Origin of the sequence: Proteus vulgaris (assembly GCF_023100685.1) — a bacterium.
Lineage (GTDB): Bacteria > Pseudomonadota > Gammaproteobacteria > Enterobacterales > Enterobacteriaceae > Proteus.
In genome coordinates this window covers 244513-258543 of sequence record NZ_CP090064.1, presented here as the reverse complement: position 1 = coordinate 258543, position 14031 = coordinate 244513, and the positions used below count along the sequence as shown (strand labels likewise).

The 14031-nt window shown below is 37.4% G+C and carries 18 protein-coding genes; 7 read left to right on the top strand and 11 right to left on the bottom strand.

Features of this window, described 5'->3' with window-relative positions:
• The first annotated feature begins 225 nt into the window (after window positions 1-225).
• From LW139_RS01315 to LW139_RS01295, 5 genes are all read left to right on the top strand, one after another.
• On the top strand, window positions 226-1674 hold the full coding sequence (locus tag LW139_RS01315) for an NAD-dependent succinate-semialdehyde dehydrogenase (protein ID WP_247850518.1): 1449 nt from the start codon (window positions 226-228) through the stop codon (window positions 1672-1674).
• A 377-nt stretch (window positions 1675-2051) separates the two neighbouring features.
• Complete coding sequence (locus LW139_RS01310; RefSeq protein ID WP_193015654.1) at window positions 2052-2888, top strand: hypothetical protein; 837 nt, start codon at window positions 2052-2054, stop codon at window positions 2886-2888.
• A 100-nt stretch (window positions 2889-2988) separates the two neighbouring features.
• On the top strand, window positions 2989-3282 hold the full coding sequence (locus LW139_RS01305) for a DUF1240 domain-containing protein (RefSeq protein ID WP_166540367.1): 294 nt from the start codon (window positions 2989-2991) through the stop codon (window positions 3280-3282).
• Between the two features lie 136 nt (window positions 3283-3418).
• The gene (locus tag LW139_RS01300) at window positions 3419-3580 is read left to right on the top strand and encodes a hypothetical protein (protein WP_208105164.1); all 162 of its coding nucleotides are present in this window, start codon (window positions 3419-3421) and stop codon (window positions 3578-3580) included.
• A 115-nt stretch (window positions 3581-3695) separates the two neighbouring features.
• On the top strand, window positions 3696-3986 hold the full coding sequence (locus tag LW139_RS01295; RefSeq protein ID WP_247851196.1) for a DUF1240 domain-containing protein: 291 nt from the start codon (window positions 3696-3698) through the stop codon (window positions 3984-3986).
• Window positions 3987-4021: 35 nt separating this feature from the next.
• Here LW139_RS01295 and LW139_RS01290 read toward each other — a convergent pair whose 3' ends face one another.
• The 4 genes from LW139_RS01290 to LW139_RS01275 all read right to left on the bottom strand — a co-directional run bounded on the left by LW139_RS01290 (window position 4022) and on the right by LW139_RS01275 (window position 5777).
• A complete protein-coding gene (locus tag LW139_RS01290) occupies window positions 4022-4498 on the bottom strand; it encodes an Hcp family type VI secretion system effector (RefSeq protein ID WP_109408484.1) in 477 nt (158 codons plus the stop codon).
• A gap of 242 nt (window positions 4499-4740) precedes the next feature.
• The gene (gene zinT, locus LW139_RS01285; protein ID WP_247850517.1) at window positions 4741-5388 is read right to left on the bottom strand and encodes a metal-binding protein ZinT; all 648 of its coding nucleotides are present in this window, start codon (window positions 5386-5388) and stop codon (window positions 4741-4743) included.
• Window positions 5389-5392: 4 nt separating this feature from the next.
• Window positions 5393-5518: a type B 50S ribosomal protein L36 gene (gene ykgO, locus LW139_RS01280; RefSeq protein ID WP_006535739.1), complete on the bottom strand. Its 126-nt coding sequence runs from the start codon at window positions 5516-5518 to the stop codon at window positions 5393-5395.
• A gap of 10 nt (window positions 5519-5528) precedes the next feature.
• A complete protein-coding gene (locus tag LW139_RS01275; RefSeq protein ID WP_023583603.1) occupies window positions 5529-5777 on the bottom strand; it encodes a type B 50S ribosomal protein L31 in 249 nt (82 codons plus the stop codon).
• Window positions 5778-6013: 236 nt separating this feature from the next.
• Between LW139_RS01275 and LW139_RS01270 the strand changes: the two genes are divergently transcribed.
• Window positions 6014-7708, top strand: a complete 1695-nt coding sequence (locus LW139_RS01270; protein ID WP_109408481.1) for a hypothetical protein — start codon at window positions 6014-6016, stop codon at window positions 7706-7708.
• 53 nt (window positions 7709-7761) lie between these two features.
• Window positions 7762-8430: a LysM-like peptidoglycan-binding domain-containing protein gene (locus LW139_RS01265; RefSeq protein ID WP_247850516.1), complete on the top strand. Its 669-nt coding sequence runs from the start codon at window positions 7762-7764 to the stop codon at window positions 8428-8430.
• 89 nt (window positions 8431-8519) lie between these two features.
• Here LW139_RS01265 and rplI read toward each other — a convergent pair whose 3' ends face one another.
• The 7 genes from rplI to nsrR form a co-directional block, all read right to left on the bottom strand.
• Complete coding sequence (rplI, locus tag LW139_RS01260) at window positions 8520-8969, bottom strand: 50S ribosomal protein L9 (RefSeq protein WP_023583606.1); 450 nt, start codon at window positions 8967-8969, stop codon at window positions 8520-8522.
• Between the two features lie 40 nt (window positions 8970-9009).
• Window positions 9010-9237: a 30S ribosomal protein S18 gene (gene rpsR, locus LW139_RS01255; protein ID WP_000135199.1), complete on the bottom strand. Its 228-nt coding sequence runs from the start codon at window positions 9235-9237 to the stop codon at window positions 9010-9012.
• A 4-nt stretch (window positions 9238-9241) separates the two neighbouring features.
• On the bottom strand, window positions 9242-9562 hold the full coding sequence (priB, locus tag LW139_RS01250; RefSeq protein ID WP_166540286.1) for a primosomal replication protein N: 321 nt from the start codon (window positions 9560-9562) through the stop codon (window positions 9242-9244).
• Between the two features lie 8 nt (window positions 9563-9570).
• Window positions 9571-9969, bottom strand: a complete 399-nt coding sequence (gene rpsF, locus LW139_RS01245) for a 30S ribosomal protein S6 (RefSeq protein ID WP_072069598.1) — start codon at window positions 9967-9969, stop codon at window positions 9571-9573.
• Between the two features lie 163 nt (window positions 9970-10132).
• Window positions 10133-10876, bottom strand: coding sequence for a 23S rRNA (guanosine(2251)-2'-O)-methyltransferase RlmB (rlmB, locus tag LW139_RS01240; protein ID WP_166540285.1), 744 nt, complete (start codon window positions 10874-10876; stop codon window positions 10133-10135).
• 90 nt (window positions 10877-10966) lie between these two features.
• Window positions 10967-13456 carry a ribonuclease R gene (gene rnr, locus LW139_RS01235; RefSeq protein ID WP_166540284.1) on the bottom strand — a complete coding sequence of 830 codons (2490 nt, stop codon included), beginning with the start codon at window positions 13454-13456 and terminating at the stop codon, window positions 10967-10969.
• 39 nt (window positions 13457-13495) lie between these two features.
• Window positions 13496-13924, bottom strand: coding sequence for a nitric oxide-sensing transcriptional repressor NsrR (gene nsrR, locus LW139_RS01230; RefSeq protein WP_166540283.1), 429 nt, complete (start codon window positions 13922-13924; stop codon window positions 13496-13498).
• Between the last annotated feature and the right edge of the window lie 107 nt (window positions 13925-14031).

Below are 14031 nucleotides of genomic sequence, written 5' to 3'. Positions count from 1 at the left end.
GAATAACAGTGGTAAGGTACAGCGTAAACCTTCTGTCTTGTGTTATGGGAATTATTCATTAAAAACCTAAACAATTGACTCTATTTATCCTGTTTTTAGCACTTTTTAGTGTGATTTTTCATACTTATTTTCACAACATCGTAACGCAGGCATATACTTATAAACAGGCACAGAACTGCCTAGCTTTATAAATATCAATATATAATGTGTTCAGAGAGGTATTAAGTGAAGATAACGACAAATCCCTATTTCCGCGAACAAGGCTATATTGATGGTCTTTGGTGTAATGCTAAAAACAACGAAACTGTTGATGTTATCGATCCTGCCACAGGTACTTTACTGGGTACTGTACCCAATATGGCAACACAAGAAGCAATAATGGCTGTTGATGCTGCACAAAAAGCCTTACCAAAATGGCGCGCACTCACAGCACATCAGCGCGGAGCATTATTGCAAAATTGGTTTAAATTAATCACTGAAAATAAAAGAAAACTTGCTGAATTAATGACATTTGAGCAAGGTAAACCCGTTGCTGAAGCTGAAGGTGAAATTACTTATGCAGCTTCTTTTATTGAATGGTTCGCAGAGCAAGGTAAGAGAACCAACGGTGAAATTATTCCCTCCCCTTCCGCTGATAAACGCTTGATGGTGATCAAACAAGGTATTGGTGTCTGTGCTGCTATTACACCTTGGAACTTCCCGGCTGCTATGATCACCCGTAAAGCAGCTCCTGCATTAGCGGCAGGTTGTACGATGGTGATTAAACCGGCCAATGAAACACCTTATACCGCATTGGCCTTAGCAGAATTAGCGGCTCAAGCCGGTATTCCCGCTGGTGTTATTAATATTGTCACTGGTGATGCCATTAAAATTGGCGAAGTCTTTACCTCCGATAACCGTGTTCGCAAGTTAAGTTTTACAGGCTCTACGGGTGTTGGACGTTTATTAATGCGCCAGTGTTCAGATAGCGTAAAAAAAGTCTCTTTAGAATTAGGCGGTAACGCACCATTTATCGTGTTTAACGATGCCGATATTGATAAAGCGGTCGAAGGTGCTATGGGGGCAAAATTCCGTAATGCAGGACAAACCTGTGTTTGCGCTAACCGTTTTTATATTCATAAAGATGTTTATCAACAATTTAGCGAACGCTTTGTTGCTGCTGTTCAAAAGCTCAAAGTAGGGAATGGCTTTGAAGAAGGTGTCACTATTGGGCCTCTCATTAACCGTAAAGCTGTTGAAAAATCACAATCATTGCTTGCTGATACATTAAAACGCGGTGCAACACTGCTTTGTGGTGGAGAAAGTGATAAAGCAGGTGAAAACTTTTTCCAGCCTACTGTTGTGGGTAATGTGCCTGCCGATAGCCATATCCTTGAAGAAGAGATCTTTGGCCCTGTAGCACCTTTAGTTATCTTTGAAAATGAAGATGAAGTGGTGCATTTAGCCAATAACACCATTTATGGTTTAGCGGCTTATTTTTATAGTGAAAATCCACAGCGTATTTGGCGTGTTGCTGAAAATTTAGAATATGGCATGGTGGGGATTAATACAGGTTTAATTTCCAATGAAGTTGCACCATTTGGTGGTATTAAACAATCAGGTTTAGGTCGTGAGGGCTCTGAACACGGTATTGAAGATTATATGGAGATGAAATATCTCTGCCAAGGATTATAAATAACCTTTAACCCAACTTATAAAAGTAAGTCAGCATGGATGCTACTGCTTTTTCCCTTACTATTTTCTCCTATTATCAAAAAATATTAAAAATTATATTTTTAACATAAAGATATAAAATTAGATTTATATATTCTCAGTTTATTTATTACTTATATAAGAAATATAAAAATAACTTCTTTTATAGTGAAGGATACTATCCACTTAAAAGAAATAATAAAAACAATAAAAATAGAATTTTACATAATAAAAAATAAAAGCACACTTGTTGTTAAGCTAACTTTTAATTAATTAATCTAACAGCAGATATTTTTAATTGCATAAAATCATAAATTTTATTAATCTAATTTAAATTTATAAAAAAAGGATCTTTTTATATGGGCTATATATACGATACCACCGTTATTGATTGGGACAGAGAAGAACAATACAACAATAAGAAAAGAATTGAGCGGATCCTTAATGATACCGAAGATGATGAAAATGTTGCGGCACTGATCACCCTTGAAGAAGCTGATTATGTTCTAAAAAACTTATCCACCCCAACACCTTACAAATCATCGAAAGATACTTTATTTAGTATTGGTGATATCGCTTCATCATATTCTGGAAATATCTATGAATCATATAGAGTCGAAAGAATTGTTAATGAGTTTAGAAATATCAATATCACAGCGACTGAGTATGTAGGTAAAAATGGAAATGTTTATATAAGAATTTCAGGTCATGCAGGCGTTAGAGCTTATTTAAATGCAACTCGTTACCTAGCAAATAATCCTCGTATTATATATATGGGAGTAGGAACCCAAGGAATGAATTCCGTTTCAGCAGGAGGTGTACGTTTTGCAATTGTATTTTCAGCAGCTTATAGAATTGTAGAACTCATATTTAGAGATGAATATGATCTCACTAATTTTTTCGTAAATATCACTATGGATATGGCAAAATTGGCTATTGCAACACAAGTAAGTGCAACTATAGTCGGTGTTATAACAACATTAGGGATAATTTCAGGAGGAAGTATCATTGTTGTATCTGTAGGAATATTTTTACTGGGTCTTGCAATTTCATATTTTCTCTATAAGTTAGATGATGAATTTAAGATCAGTGAAACCATAATTAAAAATCTAAAATCTTATCGGGAAAAGAAACCTGAAACACCTTATCACCCTGATCAATTTTTCACACAATGGGGAAGACTTAGCCGTGGATAAAATAAGCCCACTGAAATTATTTTTAACTTCTTTATTTGTTTTTTTATTATCTATTTTTTGTTTTTATTTTTCAATATCATATTACATTGAATATTTTTCAATGAAAGAACGTATATTATTCTCTTTCCAGACAGCATTATTGTGTTTTGGTTCTCCCCTATTAATATATTTTTCTTATTTGATTTTTATTTGTGCATATAAGAAAAAAACACAAAAAATGAATAATAAAATAGCTGGTTACCTCGCAATTATGGCAATAGCAGGTATTATTTTCAGTTTCTTTTTTTCATTTTATGTCAGATATGATTTAGTCTCTAAGGGGTATTATATTTGTTATAAACAATCAATTTTTGCACCAAGTGAATATGTTATATCAAAAGATATGTGTAAATAGCACATATCTTTTGATAATGAACTAAAGCTTATTAAATCATATCACTGTTAATACTATATTACTAACTGGTAGTATCGTAACAGCAGCATTAACGGCAGGAACAAGTGTTATAGTCGTTGTTTTAGGTGTATTTGTTGTGGGGTTAGTGATAGCAGTTGCCCTATATAAATTAGATGATGAATTTAAGATCAGTGAAACCATAATTAAAAATCTAAAATCTTATCGAGAAAATAAACCTGAAACACCTTATCACCCTGATCAATTTTTCACACAATGGGGAATACTTAGCCGTGGATAAAATAAAAAAAATAGAGATAAAACTGGTTAATTTAATACTATCTTCTATCTGTATCTTACTTCTATCAATTTTTGGATTTTATTACTCAATAATTTATTACATAGATTACTTCTTAATGAAAGACAAAATAATATTCTCGTTTCAAACTGGATTACTCTGCTTTGGAGTTCCTTTAACTTTTTATTTTTCCTATTATGGTTTTCTTTGTGCATATAAGAAAAAAACACAAAAAATGAATAATAAAATAGCTGGTTACCTCGCAATTATGGCAATAGCAGGTATTATTTTCAGTTTCTTTTTTTCATTTTATGTCAGATATGATTTAGTCTCTAAGGGGTATTATATTTGTTATAAACAATCAATTTTTGCACCAAGTGCAATATGTTATATCAAAAGATATGTGTAAATAGCACATATCTTTTGATAATGAACTAAAGCTTATTAAATCATATCACTGTTAATACTATAACTTGATGTATTAGCAACCAAATGAACCCTGGATATTGAGGTGTATTTCATTTGAATACGTTGATATGGCATTGATTCATTATCATTTATTGAATCAGGAAAAATATCAGAAACCTCAATTAGAGAAACTTCAGTCAATTTAATTTCATAATATTTTTCAAGTTGCCCATGTTGGCTTGTTCTATAAAAAGTGAATATTGCTTCTAAGACTTCGTTATTATCTAAAGCTGTTGAAAGTAATGGTGATGATTTATCTATAGGCTTAGTAAATATAACTGGTTGATAAGATGCATTTTGTGCACGAACAGAACTATTATTTAAACTAATAACTTGAATTTCATCCTCATGATTAAGTTGGTAACGGTTTCCTATCGAATCAAGAGATGAACAACCTACAGAAATTAACCCTTGGACTTTTCCTTTTAAAGTTAGATAAATAGGATATGCCATAAAAATTCCTTTTAAAAAAATTAATCAATAATTAATTACATATATTAGATAATAAAAATGAAGAAACTTAATTTGATATAATTTATTTTATCACCAAATAAACATAAGTATAGTTACTAATCAAATGGCTTTCACATGAATTCTTTTATTGTTCTTTTTATATCAAATAATTAATTAAAAAAAATCTAGCACTCCTTTGCTAAAGATTTTTATTACTTTATTTTCTATTTATTCCACTTAAATCAGTGATAAAGCATTTCGTGAACAATATCATCTGCTTTCATCGAATAAGGGTAATATGTTGGCCAATTACTTAATTCTTTAAGTAATTCATCTTGCGATGTATTGCCCATATATAAATGGAAGTGCCCTGCTTTCTCTGGTGCAATAATGTGGTCGCTAAATTGAATAAATTTGGGCGCTTGGCTTTTGGCATCATCACAGCGGAAAAGATAACGTACCCCTTTTTTACCCGACTCATAATGTAGAATACGATAACCATCATAGTGATATTCACAGCTATCGACTTTCTCTCCACGGTGGAACTCAATGATATTGTTTTCAATACCAATCATATCCACATCAGTTTTATAGCCTTGTGTATAGTAAGCTCGGTACTCTTCAACCGTTTTATCTTTTTTTGTTTCCGCTTTCTTTTGCAACACCTCATCTAATTCACCGCTGAGAAGATAAGGCTCTACAGATTGCCATACACCATCCCAATCACTGAGTTGGCGATCAAGAACATCCTTACCTTCAAAAATTCCATTAGCGGCATCTCGTTGAGCTTGTGTTTGTACTTTTTCATGATGGTGCCCATGTGCTAAAACTGACATTGCACTACCCAATAGCCCCATAATTAAAACACAAGAAAGGACTGGTTTTTGCATAATCTTACCCCTGAACGGCTTTAAAACGTGGATTTGACTTACAAATTACATAAAGACGACCACGGCGACGCACCACTTTGCAATCTGGATGGCGTTGTTTAGCGCTTTTCAACGAACTTAATACCTGCATTTTTTCTTCCTTACTTAATAAATTGACCAAAACGTTTATTAAAGCGTGCCACATTACCCTCTTGAGAATGCGTCTTTTGTTTACCGGTATAAAATGGGTGTGATTGAGAGGAAACATCTAGTGTTACATAAGGATATGTTTGCCCTTCATACTCTATTGTTTTTTCCGTTTGGATGGTCGAACCCACTTTAAAATAAGCATCTGCACTAGTGTCATGGAAAATCACTGTTCGATATTGAGGATGAATACCCAGTTTCATAATAAACCCCACCTTGTTTGTGATGTTATAATATAACAATATTGAATTGCAGTAATGTAGCGCTTTTTAATTTCCTTGACTAGTTTTTTTTAATCTGTTTTCAATCTTAGAAAAAAGGAGGCTGTTTTAGGTGTGACTTTTTAAGTGATATAAGTGGGTTTTCTGGCCTTTTTTTATCCAGTTTATCTATTTTCCGCTAGAGTTATACTAAGACGGCAAAACAAATAGGACATATTATGACTAATTGGCGCGATAAGCTTTTCAGTAAGTCACCTCTGTCTATTGATCTTAATATAGACTTTCCTAATGTTTTTCCTACTTCTACTCCTTCGCTTTTTTCACTGTTAATTCCTTATGAAATAGGCGATGAGCCTTTACCTGATGAATTAAATCTATTGTCAGAAAGCCACTTAAAAGAAAAATCAAATAATGAATCTATTCCTTTCAGTTGGTCAGCTGGCGCTCGTGAAGGCATTATTCTGCATCAACGGATAGGTCGCGCGATCGAACAGCAACCTTCGCAGCAATCATGTGAGGAATTTGTCCTATCACTCTATAACGCAATCAAACATGTTGTGCTGTTACCCGATAAAGATCATATCACTTCTTTTTATGCAATAGCCTGTCAGGATAAACTCGCCCCAATAACTTATCTTTCCCAGTTGATCGAGCAAATAGAACAAGATGAAGCATTGTTTAAAAATGAGATCTATTTTCAGTTGATCTTATGGATCTTAAAACTGAGCCCTGATAAGAATCCCGTTAAAATCGCTTTAGGGTTGTTAAGATCATTTCGTGATAATACTTCTCAACGTTTGCTTTTATTGTTTGCTCTTCATCCTGAATTTACACTCTATGCTATTCGTTCACTAAAACAACGCCTTTCCTGTGAAGAATTTGAGCCTTTTTTATATCCACTTGGTCAACGTACTAAGGGTTGGGGACGTATTCAATTTATTGAATATCTGCCAACAGCACTTTCGGTAAATAACCGTTATTGGTTACTCACTGAAGGTTATAAAAATAATGTAATGACAGAATATGTCGCCTATGACTGTGTAACGAAAGGCAAACTATTAGAGATGCTCCATACGCATCCTTTAGATAACACACTGCTACTGGGTTGTAGTGATTTATTGCGTTCATTGCTTAATGGCGGCCCAGCAAAAGATATTTATGATTACATTGAGGGTGTTCAAGTTTGCAAAGCATTTATTTCACAGGTCGATGCACTGCCACCAAAAGAGCTAAAATTGCTTCATTGCGTTTGTGAAATCGCTGATTTTGTACAAAATAGTGGTGAGGATTGGTTATTACTCGAAACTTTAGGATGGGATGACCATATCCAACAGCAAATTATGTCTGTTTCACAAAATATTATTCAAAAACCAGAGTGGTCAACACTCATTATTGAAGCATTACAACACCCCTCTCGCTCAAAAAATTACCAAGCAAGTTTGGTAGCAAAATCTCTTCGTCTTGATATCTGGGAATTGCTTTTTTCACTGCAAAAAGATAATCCCAATGCAGACTGGTGGCATCAGTTAATGCAAACAGATGCTTCTCATAAAATAGAAAGGGTAGTCAAACTTGCAGAACAACAAATTGCATTAACACAATTAGGTAGCACAGATGATCCATTAATAACTACTGACTCTGAATATCAGCCTCATCATGCCGTTGAATACATTATGCAAGATCTTGGTGGTTTTCCCGGTATCGGCTGGTCACTCATCAAACGGCAGTTACGTAGCCCGACATTGCGTGATAGAAATATGGCGCTGAATGTTCTTTCAACTTGGTCTGATACATTATTGCCTCATGATCTTTATGGTGAATTAACACAAGCCTTAACCATAGAAACCGATAAAAATGCTTATCAACGTATAAAGCTATTTTTAGTTAACCATCAAGGAAATGAAGAACATTAATGGTTAGAGCGAATAGATAATTCTGAAAAGAATTCAGGGAGCAGGTTAGGATCATGGTTCGTGCTAGTATGGCAACAAGGAATAAAAAAGATGTTACAGCAATTCATAATACTGATTCACAGATCAATAATGAGGTGAATATGGGCAAATTCCCTGGCTTACATCGTCGAGCAATACTGATTATTGCCGTGGTTTTGTTGGTCGTATTTTTTTGGCCAACAAGTGAAAATAACGGTGAGCCACCTCAACCGTCATCATCGACACAAGATCTTCCTGTGCCCATTGCACCATCAGTCACTAACGAAGATCCAATTTATCAAGCACCGATCCCTCAAGCACAAGATAGCTTAGATGCTGATCAAGGAACGGGACTTCCTAGTGAGAATTCAACGACAAACAATATAGATGAAGGTGTTGATCAAACAATACAACCACAAGGATCCGCTTCAACATCCTCACAAAAATGGCAAACATATACCATTAAAGAAGGACAAACCTTAGCGCAGCTCTTTAGAGATAATCAACTTCCAGTAAATGATGCTTTTTCTATGGCAAAATCTGAAGATCAACAAAAATCATTGAGCCAACTGCGTTCAGGGCAGGAAATTCGATTACAACGCAATCCACAAGGTGATATCAGTATGCTGGAAGTGACAAACAGCGCAGGTACGGTCATTACTTACACACGTTTAAGTGATGGAAGTTATTACCGCACACCATAGAAATAGTGGTAAGAAGATTAAATTTATTCAAAAAAAAACGCCAGCTAAGCTGGCGTTTTTTTTATCAACATTAACTGTTTAATCAAAGATTATTCAGCAACGATGATAACATTCAGTTCAGCGAATACGTCACTGTGAACTTGGAAGTGAACTTCGTGGTCACCAGTAGTACGCAGAACGCCATTTGGCAGGCGAACTTCGCTCTTACACATTTCAACGCCAGCTGCAGTTACTGCATCAGCGATGTCACGAGTACCGATTGAACCAAACAGTTTACCTTCGTCACCCGCTTTAGAGCTGATAGTGACAGAACCCAGTGCATTGATCTTCGCTGCACGAGCTTCAGCTGCTGCTAAAGTTTCAGCTAATTTAGCTTCTAACTCAGCACGACGCGCTTCGAAAAACTCGATGTTTTTCTTAGTCGCAGAAACAGCTTTACCCTGTGGGATTAAATAGTTACGAGCATAGCCCGATTTTACGTTAACCTGATCACCCAGGCTACCCAGATTCGCTACTTTATCAAGCAGAATAATTTGCATTACCTTATCCTCTACAAGTCATTAATGGACTATATACCTATTACTGATGACGATCAGTATAAGGTAATAAAGACAGGTAGCGTGCGCGCTTGATAGCACGAGCCAGCTGACGCTGGTATTTTGCACGAGTACCGGTGATACGACTTGGTACAATTTTACCACTTTCAGTGATATAGTTTTTCAGCGTAGCGATATCTTTATAATCGATCTCTTGTACGCCTTCTGCTGTGAAACGGCAGAACTTACGACGACGGAAATAACGTGCCATATGGCTAGTCTCCAGAATCTATCAATTCAATCTGCTCGGCATGAAGCACCAATTTAAACAATCCATTTCGCGCCTGATGGCTACTAATGAATCCTGAAACGGTGATTTGGCTGCCGACCGTTATACTGTGAGTAATTGCTTGTAACGCTTTCCCGCTGGCAATAATGGGCATTCGACACCATGATTGTCTTTTTAATCCCGCCTCTTCTTGCATTGAACGATGTTCAATAACAAATTGACAGTGCGGGATCCCGGCGGGGCTAACTTTTCGTATTAATGCTTTGCACACTGTGCCAGTTAGCACTAAATGATTATTAGCCGTCACAGCACTAATTACTCTTCAGAATCCTCTGCTACATCATCAACTTCATCTTCTTCATCGAGGTCATCAGCGATATCACGACGGCGTTCGTCTTTTGCTTTAACCATTGGAGAAGCTTCAGTTACTGCGTGTTTAGTACGCATGATCATGTTGCGGAGAACGGCATCGTTGAAACGGAAAGTAGTTTCCAGTTCATCAATCACTTCCTGCGGAGCTTCAACGTTCATCAGAACGTAGTGTGCTTTGTGCAGTTTGTTGATTGGATAAGCTAATTGACGACGACCCCAGTCTTCTAGACGGTGGATCTGACCATTTGCATTAGTGATAGCGGTTTTATAACGCTCGATCATGCCCGGAACTTGTTCGCTCTGGTCAGGATGAACCATAAAAACGATTTCGTAATGACGCATTTGATATTGCTCCTTACGGATTTATCAGCCTCCTGTCAGGGTCAGTCACCACCCATGGAGGCAAGGAACTTGTTTAAGTTGTGACTGAAAAAATTGACGCGTAACTATACCCCCGCGGTCAATAAAACTCAAGGGAGTATCGAGAATAAAATAAATTAAGCGATTATTTCACAATAATACGCTGGCGCATTGCTTCAAATAAGCAAACACCTGTTGCAACAGAAACGTTGAGCGAAGACACTGTACCCGCCATTGGGATACTGATAAGTTCATCACAATGCTCACGCGTTAAACGGCGCATTCCTTCACCTTCAGCGCCCATCACCAAAGCCATAGGACCGGTAAGTTTGCTTTGATATAAAGTATGGTCTGCTTCCCCTGCTGTGCCGACAATCCAAACGTTCTCTTCTTGCAAAAAGCGCAATGTACGAGCAAGGTTAGTCACTTTAATCAAAGGAACACTTTCCGCTGCACCACACGCAACTTTTTTCGCTGTAGCATTTAATTGTGCGGAACGATCTTTAGGGACGATAACAGCGTGTACACCAGCAGCATCTGCGCTACGTAAACATGCACCTAAATTATGCGGATCTGTTACACCATCTAGCACTAATAAGAAAGGTGTACCGACTTTAGCTAATAAATCGGGTAAATCTTGTTCTTGGTACTGACGACCAGGTTTCACTTTTGCAATGATACCTTGGTGAACAGCACCTTCCGTTTGAGTATCTAACCATTGACGATTAGCCACTTGAACTAAAATCCCTTGGGCTTCTAATTCGTGGATGACGGGAGTTAAACGGCGATCTTCACGCCCTTTTAATACATAAACTTCTTTAAAACGTGCAGGATCACGCTCAAGCAATGCTTTTACTGCGTGAATACCATAAATAATTTCTTCGCTCATAGCGGTGCTTACTCATTAAAAAATAAAAGGCACAAAACAGATAAAAGGCGGAGTCTCCGCCTTTTAAAAAAGAACCAGAAGAATAAAACGTTATGCGTTATCGCGTTTGGCTGCGCGTTTAGCTTTAAGTTTTGCTTCTATCTTTTTGGTTTGTGATGATGCTTTCTTGCGTTTACTACTTGCTTTATCTTTAGCAACTTGGTCTTTTACAGCTCTGTCTTTGTTTGCATTGCCTTTAGCTGATTTTCCTTTTTTAAAGGCGCTATCTGGCTCAAAGTTTTTATCTTTGCTTGCATCACGACGTCGAGACTTACTAGAACTTGCGTTTTTCTTGTCTTTTTCGCCCTTTAACCCGCGAACTCGTGCTGTTTTACCCGGGTTACGCGCTGTGCGTGTTGTTGAAATTAAGGAAAAATCGATAGTACGTTCATCCATACTGACTGCTTCAACTTTAACTTCAACTTCATCACCAAGGCGATAGACTTGTCCTGAAGACTCACCAATTAAACGCTGCCCAACGTTATCGTATTGATAGTAATCATTATTTAATGTAGAAACATGCACTAAACCATCGATAAACAGATCGTTTAAGCGAACAAAGAAACCAAAGCCCGTTACACTGGTGATAATACCGGTAAATTGTTGACCAATTTGATCCAGCATAAAGTCACATTTCAGCCAATCAGCCACATCTCTTGTTGCTTCATCAGCACGGCGCTCCGTTAAAGAACAGTGCTCACCTAATTGCAACATGGTATCCATATCACTATGGTAACCACCTGTCGGTGTCCAACGTTGTGAACCGTGGCCTTCTTCCTTCGCAATCTGATATTTAATTGCACGATGCAAGGCTAAATCAGGATAACGACGAATTGGTGAGGTAAAGTGTGCATAAGACTTCAGTGCTAAACCAAAGTGTCCACGGTTTTCAGGATCGTAAATCGCCTGTTTCATGGAACGCAAAATCATAGTTTGTAGCATTTCACGATCAGGCCTGTCTTCAACCTCTTTCATGACACGCGCATAATCTGCTGGCTCTGGTGTCAAGCCACCAGGTAGCGTTAAACCTAATTCATTAAAGACAGAACGTAAATTCAGTACGCTTTCTTCTTTTGGTTTATCATGAATACGGTATAACGCAGGCTCTTCATTCTTCTCAACAAAACGAGCTGCAGCGATATTCGCTAAGATCATGCACTCTTCAATCAATTTGTGTGCATCATTACGAACAACCGGTTCAATACGCTCAATACGACGCTCAGCATTAAAGATAAACTTCGCTTCTTCTGATTCAAAACCAATTGCACCGCGCTGTTCGCGTGCTTTATCTAACGCTTGGTATAACTCATACAGATGCTCAATATCCTTAACGATAGGCTTATAGTGTTCACGTAGTTCTTCATCACCTTGAATGATCTTCCACACTTTGGTGTAGGTCATTCGAGCATGAGAACTCATCACCGCTTCATAGAATCGATAAGAAGAAAGACGTCCTTGCTCAGAAACAGTCATCTCACAGACCATACATAGACGGTCAACTTGTGGATTTAATGAACACAATCCATTAGACAGAACTTCTGGCAACATCGGTACAACTTGAGAAGGGAAATAAACGGAGTTTCCTCGGCTACGTGCTTCTGTATCTAACGCTGTTTGTGGGCGTACATAATAGCTAACATCGGCAATCGCAACCCATAAACGCCAACCGCCACCTTTTTTACGTTGACAATAAACAGCGTCATCAAAGTCTCGCGCATCTTCACCGTCAATAGTAATTAAAGGTAAGTCACGTAAATCAACACGTCCTTCTTTAGCTGACTCAGGCACTTCTTCTTTTAAATCAGCAACTTCTTTTGTCACTTTTGCAGGCCATGTATAAGGGATTTCATGAGTACGTAATGCGATTTCTACCGCAATACCAGTTCCCATGGTTTCACCTAAAATTTCAACAATACGGCCTACTGCTTGTGTGCGTCGAGTTGGTCTTGTTGTGACTTCAACCACCACCACATTACCCATACGCGCACCCATGATATCTTCTTTAGGGATAAGAATATCAAAACTTAAGCGGCTATCATCCGGTACAACAAACCCCATACCAGATTCAATAAAATAGCGACCAACAATTTGGTTATTTCTTGGTTCAATAACACGCACTACGCGACCTTCACGACGACCTTTTCTATCCATACCTAAAGGTTGGGCTAAAATAACGTCACCATGCATGGTTTTTTTCATTTCATCTTGTGAAAGGTAAAGATCATCTTTTTGACCTTCTGCGCGTAAAAAACCATAACCATCACGGTGACCGATTACCTTACCTTTCCATAAATCAAGACGCTCAGGTAACGCATAACATTGGCGGCGAGTAAAAACTAACTGCCCATCACGCTCCATCGCTCTTAAACGACGACGTAACGCTTCTAGGTCTTCTTCTCCAGAAATTTTTAACGCCTGCGCTAAATCTTCACGACTCATAGGGGCCGTGCGCTTTTTCATTTCTTCTAAAATATATTCGCGACTAGCAATTGGAGAGGCGTATTTCTCTGCTTCTCTATCTTGAAAAGGATCTTTTGACATTATGACCTCCAAGCTATCAGATTTGATGAAATAGTAGACTCAAACATCTTCTAATAACAATTTATATAAGGAGCTATTGTTTTCAACTAGCTCTGCGAGTGTGTGACGGTCTAACTCTTTCAAAAACTGCTCAATCGCCTGATTTAACACCAGTTTTAATCGACAAGCTGGGGTAATGTGGCAAAACTCAGCACTACAGTTTACTAATGAAAGTGGCTCTAAAGCACGGACAACATCACCGACAATGATGTCTGCAGCAGGCTTGCCTAAACGGATCCCTCCATTTTTACCGCGAATAGCCTCAACAAACCCCAAATGGCTCAGTTGATTAATAATTTTCACCATATGATTACGTGAGACACCATAAACTTGCGTCACTTCTGTGATGCTCGTCATTTTGCCTTCTGGCAATGAAGCCATATATATCAATGCTCGCAATCCATAATCTGTAAAACTGGTTAATTGCACAATGACCTCTGAAAAGTGGTTTTCCCTATTAAAGTTGTTTAGGGATAAGTAATTAGTAATGAGAATATCATTTTATTAAGCAATATTATGTTTAATTTTTGGACATT

What these genes read in the sequence shown, in the direction of transcription:
- rplI (WP_023583606.1), bottom strand. Translation starts at nt 8,969, where the DNA reads ATGCAAATTATTCTGCTTGATAAAGTAGCGAATCTGGGTAGCCTGGGT.
- LW139_RS01270 (WP_109408481.1), top strand. Translation starts at nt 6,014, where the DNA reads ATGACTAATTGGCGCGATAAGCTTTTCAGTAAGTCACCTCTGTCTATT.
- LW139_RS01265 (WP_247850516.1), top strand. Translation starts at nt 7,762, where the DNA reads ATGGTTCGTGCTAGTATGGCAACAAGGAATAAAAAAGATGTTACAGCA.
- ykgO (WP_006535739.1), bottom strand. Translation starts at nt 5,518, where the DNA reads ATGCAGGTATTAAGTTCGTTGAAAAGCGCTAAACAACGCCATCCAGAT.
- rnr (WP_166540284.1), bottom strand. Translation starts at nt 13,456, where the DNA reads ATGTCAAAAGATCCTTTTCAAGATAGAGAAGCAGAGAAATACGCCTCT.
- rpsF (WP_072069598.1), bottom strand. Translation starts at nt 9,969, where the DNA reads ATGCGTCATTACGAAATCGTTTTTATGGTTCATCCTGACCAGAGCGAA.
- rlmB (WP_166540285.1), bottom strand. Translation starts at nt 10,876, where the DNA reads ATGAGCGAAGAAATTATTTATGGTATTCACGCAGTAAAAGCATTGCTT.
- zinT (WP_247850517.1), bottom strand. Translation starts at nt 5,388, where the DNA reads ATGCAAAAACCAGTCCTTTCTTGTGTTTTAATTATGGGGCTATTGGGT.
- LW139_RS01310 (WP_193015654.1), top strand. Translation starts at nt 2,052, where the DNA reads ATGGGCTATATATACGATACCACCGTTATTGATTGGGACAGAGAAGAA.
- LW139_RS01275 (WP_023583603.1), bottom strand. Translation starts at nt 5,777, where the DNA reads ATGAAACTGGGTATTCATCCTCAATATCGAACAGTGATTTTCCATGAC.
- LW139_RS01290 (WP_109408484.1), bottom strand. Translation starts at nt 4,498, where the DNA reads ATGGCATATCCTATTTATCTAACTTTAAAAGGAAAAGTCCAAGGGTTA.
- rpsR (WP_000135199.1), bottom strand. Translation starts at nt 9,237, where the DNA reads ATGGCACGTTATTTCCGTCGTCGTAAGTTCTGCCGTTTCACAGCAGAA.
- LW139_RS01295 (WP_247851196.1), top strand. Translation starts at nt 3,696, where the DNA reads ATGAAAGACAAAATAATATTCTCGTTTCAAACTGGATTACTCTGCTTT.
- LW139_RS01305 (WP_166540367.1), top strand. Translation starts at nt 2,989, where the DNA reads ATGAAAGAACGTATATTATTCTCTTTCCAGACAGCATTATTGTGTTTT.